This is a genomic window from Roseibium aggregatum, assembly GCF_014692675.1.
GTDB classification, from domain to species: Bacteria; Pseudomonadota; Alphaproteobacteria; order Rhizobiales; family Stappiaceae; genus Roseibium; species Roseibium aggregatum_C.
Genome location: NZ_JABFCZ010000007.1, coordinates 120814 through 135155, shown reverse-complemented (window position 1 = coordinate 135155; position 14342 = coordinate 120814). Strand labels below are relative to the sequence as shown.

The window sequence follows — 14342 nt, the reverse complement described above, 5'->3', positions numbered from 1 at the left end:
TATCATGATAGGCGAAAAGAATCAGTGTCTTGGAGTTGCCGTTCATGTCCGTTCTGGTGATTGAAAACTATCCGGATGCCCCGATGGGCAATGTCGGCCGGGCCCTCGACAGGGCCGGGATCGGCTATGACATCGTCCAGGCCCATGCCGGTGAGCCGGTGCCTGAATCGAGCGCGGGGCGGTCCGGGCTCGTTGTCCTGGGGGGCTCCCAGAATGCGCTCGACGACGAGGGATATCCGTTCCTGCCGGATGTCTGCGGTCTCATCAGGGACTTTCATGGCAAGGACAAGCCCGTGCTGGGCATATGCCTGGGGGCCCAGCTGATCGCACGGGCATTCGGTGCAACAAACATCCTGGACCGGCCGATCGAATTCGGCTGGCACGAGGTCCGGGCGGTTAAGACGGCAAATGACGATCCGGTCGGCCGCATTCTGGCCGAAGGATCGCCGATCTTTCACTGGCACACGGACACGTTTTCCCTGCCTGACGGCGCCGTGCACCTGGCAAGCAGCGATACCACGCCGCATCAGGCCTTTCGCATCGGCCGGGCCACTTATGCGACCCAGTTTCATTTCGAAGTGGCCCTGCCGGAAGCCGAACTGTGGTCGGAGCTGTTTGCCGAGCGGATCCGGGACCACACGCCCGACTGGCCGGAACGCTTCGCTGACGAGGCAGGCCGCCACGCGGAAGCATCCGACCGGACCGGGCAGGCGATCGCCGAAGCCTGGGTCACTCTGCTCGATCGGTCTTAAGTTTTTGGACCAGGGCTTCAGAGCACCAGGTTGTGCCGGCCCACCTTGGTGATGTCGGTTTCGCCGCAAAGGCCCATGGTCACATCGAGTTCCTTGCGCATGATTTCCAGCGCCTTGGTCACCCCGGGCTTGCCCATCGCTCCGAGGCCGTAAATGTAGGAGCGGCCGATGAAGGTGCTCTTTGCCCCCATGGCGACGGCCTTGAAGATATCCTGGCCGGAGCGGATGCCGCCGTCCATGTAAACCTCGATCTTGTCGCCGACGGCATCGACGATGTCCCGCAGCACATCGTAGGACGCTAGCGCACCGTCGAGCTGGCGTCCGCCGTGGTTGGAGACGATGATCCCGTCCGCGCCGGTTCCCACCGCGATCTTCGCGTCCTCCACGTCGTTGATGCCCTTCAGGATCAGCTTGCGGTTCCAGTGCTTCTTGACCCATTCCACCGACGACCAGTCGAGCGTCGGGTCGAACTGGCTGTTGGTCCATTCGGCAAGCGAGGACATGTCCTCCACGCCCTTGACGTGACCGTGGATGTTGCCGAACTGGCGGCGCTTGGTCTGCAGCATGTTCCAGCACCAGCGCGGCTTGAATGCGAGTTCGAGCAGAACCGGCAGCGTCGGCTTCGGCGGGGTCGATAGGCCGTTCTTGATGTCCCGGTGCCGTTGTCCCAGAACCTGCAGGTCGAGGGTAAGCACCAGGGCAGAACAGCCGGCATCGAGCGCCCGTGTCATCAGCGATTCCGAAAAACCGCGGTCGCGCATCACATAGAGCTGGAACCAGAATGGCTGGGTCGTGTGTTCCGCCACATCCTCGATGGAGCAGACGCTCATGGTGGTCAGCGTGAACGGCACGCCGAATTCTTCCGCCGCCTGGGCGGCGAGGATTTCCCCGTCCGCGTGCTGCATGCCGGTGAGGCCGACCGGGGCAAGCGCCACGGGCATGGACACGTCCTCGCCGATCATCGTTGTCTTGACGCTGCGGTTGTCGATGTTGACCGCGACCCGCTGGCGCAGCTTCTGGCGCTGAAAGGCGGCTTCGTTGTCGTGATAGGTGCTTTGCGTCCACGAGCCGGTGTCCGCATATTCGTAGAACATTTTCGGGACACGGCGTCTGGCGAGGGCTTGCAGATCGGCGATGCAGGTAATGGCGGACATGGGCTTTCCTCGATTGGTCTGGAAATCTAACCTTTTAGGGTGGCGGCGGTGCGATTGCTGCCGGGCGTTAGGCGGCGCTGCTTCAGCCGGAGATCGGACACCTCCTGCCAGCCTTCGGCGCGCTCCGCTTCCTTCAGTGCGGCGCCAACGAAATCGATATGGTCGTATGAGGCCTGACGGGCGCCGTCCGGGTCACCGGCCAGGATCCGGTCGACGATCTGTTTGTGCTGCTCCAGGACGGCGCGCCGCGCGGTCGGATGATGATAGAGCCTCTGGCGGTTGTAGAAGACGCCGTTTTCCAGGAGCCGGTAGCAGGAGCGCAGGGCGTGCAGCAGGATGACGTTGTGCGCCGCTTCGCCGATGGCGTGGTGCAGCTCCACATCCAGGTCCACTTCCCGTCGCGCATCGCCGCTCTCGTAAGCCGCGTCCATCTGGGCGAGAATGTCGGTGAGGATCTTGTGGTCCGAAGCGGTGGCCCGGTCCGCGGCATGGGCGGCTGCGGTGCCTTCCATGTCGCGCCGGAATTCCAGGTAATCGGCGATCGCCGCCGGATGGCGCTCGATCAGCGCGATGATCGGTTCGGAAAAGATCGGCCCGATGACGTCGGCAACGAAGGTGCCGCCGCCCTGCCGGCTGGTCAGGAGGCCACGCTCCTCCAGGAGCTTCAGGGCTTCGCGCAGGACCGGACGGGAGACGTCGATCTCACCCGCCAGTTCCCGCTCCGGTGGCAAGCGGTCGCCCGGCCTGAGCACACCATTGAGGATCAGCTCCTCGATTTGCTGCACGACGGCGTCGGCGGTCCTTAAGGGGGGCGCCTTTCGGAACATGGCTTGGGTCCGCTGTTGATGTCTGTCTCGGACGCGCAAAACCGTGTCCGTCGAGGCATAAATGCCTCAACGAGAAAAATTGGTCAATTAAATTATCCAATTTCCTCTAAAGCAGATCCTTCGGCGTCCTGCCGGCAAAGAAGGCGTCGAGATTGTCCAGCGCGCGAAAACCCATGGCGTCGCGGGTCCTGACGGTCGCGCTGCCGATATGGGGAAGCATGAACACGTTCTCGAATTCGGCGAACGCCGGGTTGCCGCCGGGCTCCTTTACGAAACAGTCGAGGCCGGCCGCGGCGACCTGGCCGGACCTGAGTGCCGCGATCAGGGCCGCCTCATCCACCAGTGCGCCCCGGGCCGTGTTCACGATCACGCAGCCTTCGGGAAGAAGCCGCAGGGTCTCCGCGTTCAGGAGGTTTTTCGTCTCCGGCGTTGCCGGGCAGTGGAGCGACAGGAAATCCCCTTTGGGCAGCAGGCTTTCCAGCGAATTGTGATAGGTCGCGCCGAATTCCTTGTCCTCGGCTAAGCGCTGCCGGTTGTAGTAATGAATTTCCATGTCGAAGCCGCGGGCCTTTTTGGCGAAGGCCTGGCCGACCCGGCCCATGCCGACAATGGCAAGCCGTGCGCCGCTGACCTGTTTGCCGACCATGAAGGACGGGCTCCAGAAGTCCCATGCGCCGCTTCTGACGATCCGGTCGCCTTCGACTGCCCGCCGCGCGGCCCCCAGCATCAGAAGCATGGCGATTTCGGCAGTTGCGTCCGACAGCACATCCGGCGTGTTGGTGACCGCAATGCCGCGCGCCCTGAGGGCGGCGAGATCGCAATGGTCGACGCCGACCGAATGATTGGCGAGGATTTTCAGGCGCGGGTCGAGCCGGCCGACCACATCTTCAGAAAAGATCTCCGAGTGGCACGGCATCATCGCGTCGACGCGCGCGCTCATGGCGACGATTTCGTCAGCGGTGCTGACGTCGTCCGCCTCGTTGAGGATCACCTCGTAGTTTTCCCGCGCGCGTGCAACGGTCGCATCGGATACGCGCCGCGGCAGCCACAGGACCGGCTTGTCAGCCATTTTTGTCCTTCCCGTCCTTGTCCAGAACGCACTCCTGGACATAGTCGGTGACGGCAAGAGACAACACGAAGATCACGATGACCCAGAAGGGCAGGCCGCCCCAGAATCCGGCAAAGCCGGTGGAGATGCTGTTGGCCAGGCCGATCACGAAAACGGAGACCAGTACGGTTCCGATCAGTCCCAGAATGATCTTGTTGCTTCGTCCTAACATTTAGAACTCCTTGTCTCGCCTCTCAGGCGTCGTTCAATGCTTTCAGTAGCCAGTTGGCCGTGCGCATCAGCCGGTCGTCCTGCTCGACCGCACCGATCAGCTGGACGCCGATCGGTAGGCCGTTTTCGCCGACCAGCAGGGGCATGGAGACCGCCGGCAGGCCGCCAAGCGTCCATAGTGTGCAGAAAATCGGGTCCCCGGTGTTCGGCCCCATCTTCGGGGCTTCGCCGGCCGCGCTCGGGCTGAGGATCGCATCGTAATCCTTGAAGAAGGCGGTGAAGAAGCCGTCGGCCGCTTCAGCCATCGAACGCGCGTCTTCGTAGACGGCGCTCGTGATCGCCCGGCCACGTTCGATCACCGGCTTCAGGGTTGCGCTGATCTGGTCCCAATGACCGTCGAAAGTGTCCTTCAGAAGCTGGCAGATCTCGTATTCATGAATGATCCGCTGCACCTCGACCAGCCTGGCAAAGGCCGGCGGTGCCGGAACCCGCTCCACCCGTGCGCCGAGGAAGGAAATGAGCTCCTCGAACCCGTCCCGGCTGTCCGCGCTCAGGCGGTCGGCAAAGGGAAGCTCGATGAAGGCCAGGGACGGCTCCACCGGCGGCTCCGCCTGAAAGCCGTCCAGCATGGCGGGCCTTGGATAGGGATAGCACTTGTCGTCGGTCTGGTCGTAGCCTTTGATGGCGTCCGCCAGCAGTGCGCTGTCCTCAAGCGTGCGGGCAAAGACGCCGATCTGGTCGAGGGTGTTCGACGTCGCCAGCACGCCCCGGCGGGAAATGACCCCGCGCGTCGGCTTGAAGCCGTAGGTGCCGCAAAAGGACGCCGGGCGGATGACCGAGCCGTTGGTCTGCGTGCCGAGCGCCAGCGGTACCTGATGGGCGGCAACGGCTGCTGCCGACCCGCTCGAGGACCCGCCTGGAATATGGCCCGGATCGTGCGGATTGGTGGTGTCGGTCGGATGAACGAAGGCCAGTTCGGTCGTCTTCGTCTTGCCCAGGATCACCGCCCCGGCATCGCGCAGGCGCTCCACCACGGCCGCGTCCAGATCGGGACGGCGTCCGGTGAAAACCGGAGACCCGCGTTCCGTCGGATAATCCCTGGTATCGATGATGTCCTTGAGGCCGACCGGCACGCCGTGCAGCGCGCCGAGGGGGCGGCCCGATTGCCGGATCGCATCCAGTTCGCCCGCTTCCGCCAGCGCCTTGTCCCGGTCCAGATGGGCCCAGGCTTTCAGTTGTCCGTCGGTTTCCTCGATGCGTTGGAGACAGGCGGAAACCAGGTCTGTCGAGGTCAGAAGGCCGGCCCGGATTTTCCGGGCCGCCTCGCTGGCACTGAGTTTGAGGATGTCATTTTCAGGCAGTGTCAGGTTCATGGAATATACGGTCCGAAGAGGTAATCGGGCAGCCACAGGGCGATCGCGGGGAATTCGTGCAGCATGACCATGCTGAAGATCACGATCGCGAGATACGGCAGGATGCCCTTGAAGATGTCAATCAGTTCGATCTCTTTCTTCAAAACACCTTTCAGATAATACGCCGACATGGCCATGGGCGGTGTCAGGAACGAGGTTTGCAGGTTCAGCGCCACCAGCATCGCGAAGAAATACGGGTTGACGTGGAACGTATCGAGCATGGGCAGGAAGATCGGCACGAAGATGATCAGGATCTCCGACCACTCCAGCGGCCAGCCGAGGAAGAAGATGATCAGCTGAACCAGGATCAGGAACTGCCACGGTTCCAGCTGCATGTGCAGGAACCATTGCTCGATGATGTCGTGGCCGCCGAGATAGGAGAACACGGAGGCGAACGTCCATGAGCCGACGAACAGCCAGCACACCATGGCGGTTGCCTTGGCGGTCAGGAACACGCTTTCCGTCAGCCGGACCCAGACCGCCTTGTAGGCATAGCGCAGGCAGGAAAGCCAGAGACCGACGATCCCGCCCAGGACCGGAATGGTGATCATCTGCCAGAGCTTCGGTTCCTTGCCGAAGATGATGAAGAGGACGAAGGACACAACTGCGAGCCCGACCATGGTCGGATCCTTCAGCGTGACGGACCTTCGCAGGACTTCTTCTGTCGGCCCGAGATAGAGGGACGCCAGAAACAGGCCTCCGAGCGCGCCCATGGCCGCAGCTTCCGCCGGAGTTGCCAGTCCGCCCAGAATGGAACCGAGAACCAGCATGATCAGCACGGTCAGCGGTACGAAGGAAACCAGCAGGTCCGCATAGATCCTTGCCACGGGGGGCACGTCTTCCTGCCGGGGCTTGGGCGCAATTCTGGGATTGAGGAGAACCCGGCCGATCACATAAAGAATGTACAGGCCGGCGAGCATCAGTCCGGGAAAGACGGCGGCCGCATAGAGGCGCAGCGGCGAAAGTTCGGCGATGGCCGCATAGACGATCAGCATGATCGATGGCGGGATGAGAATGCCGAGCGTGCCGCCGGCGCAGATCACGCCGGAGGCGAACTGCTTGTTGTAATTGGCATTGGCCATGGCCGGGAATGCCAGCAGTCCCATCAGTGTCACGACGGCGCCGACGATGCCGGATGCGGTGGAAAACACCGCACAGGTGATCAGGGCGGCAATCGCCATGGAACCGGGCAGGTTGCGCGCGGCCATCTGCAGCGAGAAGAACAGGCGGTTGACGATGTTCGCCCGTTCGACGACGTACCCCATGAATAGGAACAATGGGATGGCGACCAGCGTGTCGTTTTCCATCACCGAATAGGTGTTCTGGTTCAGGAGGTAGAATATGTTGTTGTTGAACAGGTCTGCGAAGGTATCCGCACCTGTGTAATAGGCGTAGTAGCCGAAGCCGACGCCCATGGCGAGAAGGGTAAAGGCGATCGGAAAGCCGAGCAGCACCAGCACGATAAACAGGCACAGCATCAGGATCGCGACTTCGGGATTCGTCATCTCAGGACACTTTCATCAAAGAGGCATGCTGTCCGGTCATTTGCCGGCGGCGGGCTGGTCTTCGAAGGGATCCTCGGCAAGGATGTCCTCCGTTTCCTTCACGTCGGTGAGGCGCGGCAGCCATTGCCCGGTCTTCATGGCGCGCCAGCAGCGCGAGAGTTCGGCCAGTCCCTGCAGCATAAGCAGGAAGCCGGCCACCGGGATCAGGGTCTTGAAGAAGTAGATCTGGATGCGGGCCGGACTGTTCCAGCTCACTTCCTTGTAGCGCCAGCTGTCGGCCGCGATTTCCTTGCCGTACCAGAACAGGGCCAACATGCCCGGATAGAAGAACAGCAGGTAAAGCAGGAAGTCGATGCGCGCCTGCCAGCGGACCGGGAACAGGCGGTAGAGAACGTCACCGCGCACATGGGAATCCTGGGCCAGGGCGTAGGGTCCAGACATCAGGAACAAGGCGCCGTACATCTGCACCATCATGTCGAATGCCCACACGGTCGGCGCATTCAGCACGTAGCGCACGAACACTTCGTAGGAAACGGACAGGGTGAGGATGAGAATGCACCAGCCGAAGGCCCGGCCGACCCAAACGCTCAGCCCTTCGATCGTATAAATCAGTTTTGTCACGTCAGCCTCTGGCGGTTTGCAGGCAGGAAAGCGCGGGGGCCCGGAACGGGTCCCCGCTGCAATATCCGGCAAAAGGGTTCGGATCAGCCGAAGTAGTGCTTGTAGGCCAGCTTGTAGTCAGGCTGGTTGAGGTTCAGGTAGCCCATCACCTCTTTCGCATACTTCTTCTGGGACTCGATCACCTTGGCGAAGAACGGATCCTCTTCGGAAATGCGGGCAACGACCGTATCCCAGGCATCGAGCTGGGCGGCCATGACCGAATCCGGCGTGCGCCAAACGTTGACGCCCTGCTCCGTCTGCAGCTTGACGAGATCTTCCGCATAACGCTTGGTGTTGTGCCAGTAGAAGTTCGAGTTCTCGGCGTTCGATGCGTGCTTCAGGACGGCCTGAAGTTCGGACGGCAGGCTCTCGTACTTCTTCTTGTTGAAGGTGATTTCGAAGAATTCCTGGCTCTGGTGGAACGATGCCAGCATGTAGTCCTTCGAGACGTCCTGCATGCCGAAGTCGCGGTCGGAGGTCGGGTTGTTGAACTCGGCCGCGTCGATCAGGCCGGACTTCATCGCCGGCTGAATTTCACCGCCCGGAAGCTGCACGACCGAAAGGCCCATCTGCAGCATCACATCGGCGGCAAGGCCGACCGTGCGGTATTTCAGGCCGTTCATCTGGGCGACGTCTTTGATCTGCTCCTTGAACCAGCCGAGCGGCTGTGCCGGCATCGGGCTGTTGAAGAACGACACAACGTTCAGGCCGAGCGAACCCATCAGTTCGTCGAACAGTTCCTGGCCGCCGCCGTAATTGACCCAGCCGAGCACTTCCTGCGAGGACCAGCCGAAGCACGGGCCGGTGCCGAACAGGGAAGCGGTCTTGGACTTGGAATACCAGTAGGCGGGAACGTAGTGGGCCGCGTCGAGCACGCCCCGGTGCACGGCATCCTGCATCTGGCTGGTCTTGACGACCGAGTCCACTGCCAGAAGGTCGATCTTCAGGTCCTTGCCGGCCATGGCATGGACGGTGTCCACGTAGGACTTGGCGTTTTCAAGAAAGATGCCGCCGCCCCAGGCGGCCTGCATCTTCAGGACGGTCGGTTCGGCGCGCGCCACAGCAGGTGCGGCGAGCGTGCCTGCTGTTGCTGTTGCGGCAAGCGCGCTGCCTTTCAGGAACCGTCTCCTGTTAAGTGTATCAGTCATGGTTTTCCTCCCGTTTATGGCGGCTTTGTTTATCGGTTTGCCGGACCTAAACACAGTAAGGAAACCATTATCGCTGAAGAAGAACAAGAGGATCCGTATTTTCCAGCAGCCCGGATTCACGGCATTTCTAGTGTCCTTTTTGGGTGCCCAAGTAGTCGGGGAAGAGGTGCAAACAAGATTTTTGATGATTGGTGTTTCGCATTTGTATTGCGTTGCGAAGGGGCTGTTTCGCAGCTGCGTCGGATTGTGTGCCGTAATGCAGGATGACCCTGCGTGAGGTTCGGGCCGGATCACGACGCGCGGAGAGGGGGCGATGCGAGGAAACAATTTCGAAAAATACGAATAATTGAATGCATTTATAAAATGCGAGTGCGTGACGGCAATGGAGGGTTCGGCGGCAGGAAACCTGGCCCCGGTCCGGAGGGGGCGCATTGCATGATGAAAACGGTGCGCCGGTCGGAAAAGTTACGGACCGGAAACGATGCGAAATTTTTGCAGTGCGACAAAGGTTGAGAAGGCGGTCGTCGCCGGGTTATGATTTCTCACGAAATGAGAATTGTTTCGCGATTTGGCATTCAGTTTTAACGTTGCGTTGAAAATCCCTGTGGATTTATGCCGCGTCGGGATAACGCACGTCCATTTCAACCAAAACCCGTGACAAGGCTCCGGTCCATAAGCCATTCTCCGACTTGAATACCAAGGTGCGATGGAAGGACTGGGGAAAGGCCATGGGCGAGAACACGAAGGACACGGCGAGCCCATTACCGGCCTTCAAAACGCATCCCATGCGCGAGGCCGTTCTGGGGGAGGTGCATGCCCGTCCCTTTCGGCCGCTGTCGGCGCCAAGCGTCATCCTGCATTATGCTTTCACCACGACGCCCGAACAGGCGGCGGCCGATTACGACTGGTTTTCGGACTTTTGCGCCAGCCAGGGCGCGGCCGGGCCCGGAAAGTCGGCGCGTCACCACGTTCTGGAATTCGGTGGCGGGACCCTGAGCTGGGAATGGCACACCGAGTTCGTCACATACACATGGCACGGCCCGGCGGCGGCTGCCGATCCGTTCGGACCGCTGCCCGCCACGCATCCGTTCGGGGTTGCCTTCCGGGCACCGGGACCGATGCTGGTGTCGACCAGGCTTGATCTGTGCAAGGCGCCGGCATCGCAGGACTGGCGAAGTCACTATGATCCCGCGAGCCTGACCGTATTCAAGGTGGAAAACGGCGCCGGGCTTGCGGCGACCGATTTCCGCCCGGACGGGGACGGCCTGACCCGGATCGTCGTTTTCAACGAAACCATGACGCCGGTTCAGTGCGGCGCCCTGGTGCAGCGGCTTCTGGAAATCGAGACCTACCGTACGCTGGCGCTGCTCGGCCTGTTCGAGGCGAACAGCCGGCAGTCCGACATCGGCGCGATAGAGACGGAACTGGTCGATTTGACCAAGAGTATCCAGGACACGGCCGGTCTGGAGGAAAACCGGACCTTGCTCGAGCAATTGTCCAGACTGGCAGCAGCCCTGGAGGCGGCCGCCGCGGCAAGCACCTACCGTTTCGCCGCAAGCCGGGCTTATTACGAAATCGTCCTGGCGCGCCTGCGGTCCCTGGGCGAGGAGGCCGCTCCCGGCGATCTGAGCATGTCCGCGTTTCTCGGACGCCGGCTCGGCCCGGCCATGCGCACGTGTCAGGCGCTTGAAATGCGTCAGGACAAGCTGTCTGAAAAGCTGGCCCGCGCGACCACGCTGTTGCGCACGCGGGTCGATGTGGATCTGGAACAGCAGAACCGGAGCCTGCTGGAATCCATGAACCGGCGTGCCCGCGTTCAATTGCGCCTGCAGCAGACGGTCGAAGGCCTGTCGGTCGCCGCCATCAGCTATTACGTCATCGGCCTGCTGTCCTATCTCGCCAAGGGTGTGAAGAAGGCAGGCGTTCCGATGCCGGGCCCGGAACTCACAACAGGGCTTGCGGTGCCTGTGGTCGTTCTCGGGATCTGGCTCATCGTGCGAAGGATCCGCTCTCATCACGCCGAAGGCGCGGAAGACGAATCCGCAAAGTGATCCGCGAAACACAAATGAAAAAGGCCGGCTCCCAGGGAGCCGGCCTTTCTGTTTCCTGCGGGATGTCCGCTTATTTCATCGAGCCGTCCGCGTTGAACTGGGAAAGATAGGCGACGATGTCGTCGCGGTCCTTTTCCTTTTTCAGACCGGCAAAGGCCATCTTGGTCTTCGGGACCAGGTCCTTCGGCTTCGTCAGGTAGGTGTGGAGGAGCTCGTCGGTCCAGACCTTGTCGCCGTCGGCGAATTCCTTCATGGCCGGGGAATACTTGAAGTCTTCAACACTGGCGACCTTGCGGCCGACGATGCCGTTCAGCTCCGGGCCGACCTTGTTTTTGGCGTCGGGGCCGATGGCATGACAGGCCTTGCACTTCTTGAAGACCTTCTCACCCTTGTCCACATCGCCTTCAGCCGACGCGGTCACGGTCAGGGCGAGGAGAGCCGTACCGGCAATCATCACGAGACGCTTCATATCTTTCTCCCTCCAATGGCACGTATTCACGTAGCGGTTTTAGATTAAAAAACGAGCCCGATTGCAAGGGATCAGCCAGAAAACACGGTCGGTTTTTCTGGAATTGAGCGCCTATGTCGCAGGTCGTTGGCAGCACCGCCAAGCCAGAAAGGGCCATGCCCCGTTAAAAATTGCAACCGATACATAGTGTTGATTTTCAGGGTGTATGGGGATTTAGGATTTGGCCGCGGTTTGATGCAAATCGCTTCAGTTCAAGAAGCAAAGGCGCAGGAAGAGATCCGGTTTTCAAGGGTCTCTAACGCTGTCAGGAGGCAAAGACGCCCCGCCCTACGGGTTTGCCAGGGAAGGCCGGCCTGACCGCAAAATCGAGTTTGGATAGGGTAAACCTGTCCTGCACTCGCTCTTACGCTCATTCCAACCTTCCCTGGCAAACAGAAAGAGCAAAATTAATGGGTCCTGACCCTAGCTCGCCTTGGCTGTGTCGGGGCCTTCCAGCCAGGCGTCCAGCCCGGCGTCCCAGTAGGGGGAGGGGCCGTAAAGACCGGCGAGAAAGTCGATGAAGACGCGGACCTTCGCCGGCAGAAACCGCCTGCTCGGGTAGACGGCATGCAGGCCCACATCCTTCGAGGCCCGGTATTGCGGCAGGACGATCTTGAGTTTTCCCTCGCGCAGTTCCGGCCCGATGTCCCAGGTGGAGCGCAGGGCGACACCGACGCCGGCCAGAAGGCATTCGCGAACGACCTCGCTGGAATTGGTGCGGATCGGCGCAATCGTGCGCACCGTCTCGATGCCATGAGGGCCCATCAGCCGCCACGGATCCTGATTGACCGCGGCAAGGCAGACGTGGTTTTCAAGCAGATCCTCTATGGTGGCCGGCTCGCCGTGCTCGGCCAGATAGCTCGGGGCCGCACACAGAATTCTGTGAACAGGGGCGAGCTTGCGCGCCACCAGGCTGGAATCGGACAGTTCGGCAATGCGGATCGCCAGATCGTAGCCTTCTCCGACGATGTCAACGAAATCGTCGCCAAGGTCGAGATTGATCGACAGATCCGGATTGTCCTTCAGGAACTTGCCGAGATAGGGCGCGATATGCAGCCGGCCGAAAGAAGTGGGCGCAGCCACCTTCAGGGTGCCGCGCGCCTGGGCCGATCCCCGCGAGACAAAGGCTTCGGCCTCTTCCACGGAGGCGAGAATCGCGACAACGCGTTCGTAGAAGCCTTGCCCCGCTTCGGTCATGGCGATCTGGCGGGTCGTGCGCTGCAGGAGCCTGGTGCCGAGCTTGTCCTCAAGCCGGCGGATGCGTTTGGAAACCACAGCGGGGGAAAGCGACATTTCGCGGCCCGCCGCCGACATGCTTCCAGCACCGACGACCCTTGCGAAAATCTCCATGTCCGTGAGATTGCTCATTTTCAACTGCCCGGAAAGATTATTATTGCTTTGTCGACGTTTCGTCCGGCCCGGTTTTTTGACAGGATTGGCAAGTCGCCAGAACCCGACGCGATCAACCGGATTGATTATACGTCTTTTCGGCAATAATAGATCATATTTGTTCGGAAATGGAAAGGGAGAGGCCATGACTGCGATCGCAATGCCGGCGCCGGATGGCTCGGTCATCGCCCGCAGGGCGGAAATCGTCAAAGCGCTGCAGGCCATCGTGCCCGGAGAGGGCGTGATCCATGACGAAACCGAAATGCGTCCCTATGAAACCGACGGCCTGACCGCCTACCGGCAGCTGCCGCTGATCGTGGTCCTTCCGGAAACGGTGGACCAGGTGTCGCGCGTCCTGCGCTATTGCCACGACAACGATGTGAAGGTGGTCCCGCGCGGTGCCGGCACGTCGCTCTCCGGCGGCGCGCTGCCGCTTGCCGACGGCGTTCTGTTGTCCATGATGAAGTTCAACCGGGTGCTCGACATCGACTATCCGAACCGGGCGGTCGTCGTGCAGCCCGGCGTCACCAATCTCGGGATCACCCGGGCCGTCGAGCACGAAGGCTTCTATTATGCTCCGGACCCCTCGTCCCAGATCGCCTGTTCCATCGGCGGCAACATCGCCGAGAATTCCGGCGGCGTTCATTGCCTGAAATACGGCCTGACGACCAACAATGTGCTCGGCCTGGAAATGGTCCTGATCACCGGCGAGGTGATCCGCCTCGGCGGAAAGCATCTGGATAGCGAAGGCTATGACCTCCTTGGCGTGATGACCGGGTCCGAAGGCCTGCTGGGCGTGGTCACGGAAGTCACCGTGCGAATTTTGCAGAAGCCGGAAACCGCCCGGGCGCTGCTGATCGGTTTTCCCACCAGTGAGGACGGCGGCCGCTGCGTGGCCGACATCATTGGCGCCGGCATCATCCCCGGCGGCATGGAAATGATGGACAAGCCGGCCATTCACGCCGCCGAAGACTTCGTCCATGCCGGTTATCCGCGCGATGTCGAGGCGCTGCTGATCGTCGAACTCGACGGCCCGGAGGCGGAAGTCGACTACCTGATCGGCCGCGTCGAGGCGATCGCGAAGGACAACAAGGCGAGCCACCTCCGGATTTCCGAAAGCGAAGAGGAGCGCATGACCTTCTGGGCCGGGCGCAAGGCCGCGTTCCCGGCGGTCGGCCGGATTTCACCGGACTATCTGTGCATGGACGGCACGATCCCGCGCAAGGAACTGCCGACGGTGCTGGCGCGCATGCGCGAACTCTCCGACAAGCACGGGCTGCGGGTCGCAAATGTGTTCCACGCGGGCGACGGCAACCTGCACCCGCTCATCCTCTATGATGCCAACAAGCCGGGCGAACTGGATGCCGCCGAAGCCTTCGGCGCGGATATCCTGCGCCTTTGCGTCGAGGTCGGCGGCGTTCTCACCGGCGAGCACGGGGTCGGCATCGAAAAGCGCGATCTGATGACGGACATGTTTTCCGAGGACGATCTGAAGCAGCAGCAACGGGTCAAATGCGCGTTCGACGACAAACACCTTTTGAACCCGGGCAAGGTGTTTCCGGTGCTGCACCGCTGCGCCGAACTCGGCAAGATGCATGTCCACAAGGGGCAGCTTCCCTTCCCGGACATCCCGCGCTTCTAGGAGTATCGCAATCAG

General features: G+C 61.4%; 13 protein-coding genes. 3 read left to right on the top strand and 10 right to left on the bottom strand.

All coding sequences use genetic code 11. The features are described from left to right. Window positions 1-44: 44 nt before the first annotated feature. Window positions 45-752 (top strand): type 1 glutamine amidotransferase, encoded by a 708-nt coding sequence (locus tag HK439_RS07745; RefSeq protein WP_190290821.1) that lies wholly within the window; start codon window positions 45-47, stop codon window positions 750-752. A gap of 17 nt (window positions 753-769) precedes the next feature. Here HK439_RS07745 and HK439_RS07740 read toward each other — a convergent pair whose 3' ends face one another. The 8 genes from HK439_RS07740 to HK439_RS07705 all read right to left on the bottom strand — a co-directional run bounded on the left by HK439_RS07740 (window position 770) and on the right by HK439_RS07705 (window position 8737). Then, window positions 770-1906 (bottom strand): alpha-hydroxy acid oxidase, encoded by a 1137-nt coding sequence (locus HK439_RS07740; protein WP_190290820.1) that lies wholly within the window; start codon window positions 1904-1906, stop codon window positions 770-772. Between the two features lie 26 nt (window positions 1907-1932). After that, window positions 1933-2733 (bottom strand): FCD domain-containing protein, encoded by an 801-nt coding sequence (locus HK439_RS07735; protein WP_190290819.1) that lies wholly within the window; start codon window positions 2731-2733, stop codon window positions 1933-1935. A 106-nt stretch (window positions 2734-2839) separates the two neighbouring features. Next, a complete protein-coding gene (locus HK439_RS07730; RefSeq protein WP_190290818.1) occupies window positions 2840-3802 on the bottom strand; it encodes a 2-hydroxyacid dehydrogenase in 963 nt (320 codons plus the stop codon). Then, on the bottom strand, window positions 3795-4013 hold the full coding sequence (locus HK439_RS07725) for a hypothetical protein (protein ID WP_190290817.1): 219 nt from the start codon (window positions 4011-4013) through the stop codon (window positions 3795-3797). The genes HK439_RS07730 and HK439_RS07725 overlap by 8 nt, the downstream gene beginning before the upstream one ends. A 22-nt stretch (window positions 4014-4035) precedes the next feature. Then, window positions 4036-5385 carry an amidase gene (locus HK439_RS07720; RefSeq protein WP_190290816.1) on the bottom strand — a complete coding sequence of 450 codons (1350 nt, stop codon included), beginning with the start codon at window positions 5383-5385 and terminating at the stop codon, window positions 4036-4038. Continuing rightward, window positions 5382-6929, bottom strand: coding sequence for a TRAP transporter large permease (locus HK439_RS07715; protein WP_190290815.1), 1548 nt, complete (start codon window positions 6927-6929; stop codon window positions 5382-5384). The genes HK439_RS07720 and HK439_RS07715 overlap by 4 nt, the downstream gene beginning before the upstream one ends. Before the next feature lie 36 nt (window positions 6930-6965). Then, entirely contained in the window at window positions 6966-7550 is a 585-nt protein-coding gene (locus HK439_RS07710; protein WP_190290814.1) for a TRAP transporter small permease subunit, read from the bottom strand. Between the two features lie 83 nt (window positions 7551-7633). Then, window positions 7634-8737 (bottom strand): TRAP transporter substrate-binding protein, encoded by a 1104-nt coding sequence (locus HK439_RS07705; RefSeq protein WP_190290813.1) that lies wholly within the window; start codon window positions 8735-8737, stop codon window positions 7634-7636. A 728-nt stretch (window positions 8738-9465) separates the two neighbouring features. On the opposite strand from HK439_RS07705, the gene HK439_RS07700 reads away from it, so the two are divergent. After that, window positions 9466-10788, top strand: a complete 1323-nt coding sequence (locus HK439_RS07700; protein ID WP_190290812.1) for a DUF3422 family protein — start codon at window positions 9466-9468, stop codon at window positions 10786-10788. Window positions 10789-10858: 70 nt separating this feature from the next. On the opposite strand, the gene HK439_RS07695 is transcribed toward HK439_RS07700, so the two are convergent. After that, on the bottom strand, window positions 10859-11257 hold the full coding sequence (locus tag HK439_RS07695) for a c-type cytochrome (protein ID WP_190290811.1): 399 nt from the start codon (window positions 11255-11257) through the stop codon (window positions 10859-10861). A 462-nt stretch (window positions 11258-11719) separates the two neighbouring features. Next, window positions 11720-12664: a LysR family transcriptional regulator gene (locus tag HK439_RS07690; protein WP_190290810.1), complete on the bottom strand. Its 945-nt coding sequence runs from the start codon at window positions 12662-12664 to the stop codon at window positions 11720-11722. A 166-nt stretch (window positions 12665-12830) separates the two neighbouring features. On the opposite strand from HK439_RS07690, the gene HK439_RS07685 reads away from it, so the two are divergent. Next, window positions 12831-14327, top strand: a complete 1497-nt coding sequence (locus tag HK439_RS07685) for an FAD-linked oxidase C-terminal domain-containing protein (protein WP_190290809.1) — start codon at window positions 12831-12833, stop codon at window positions 14325-14327. Window positions 14328-14342: the final 15 nt, after the last annotated feature.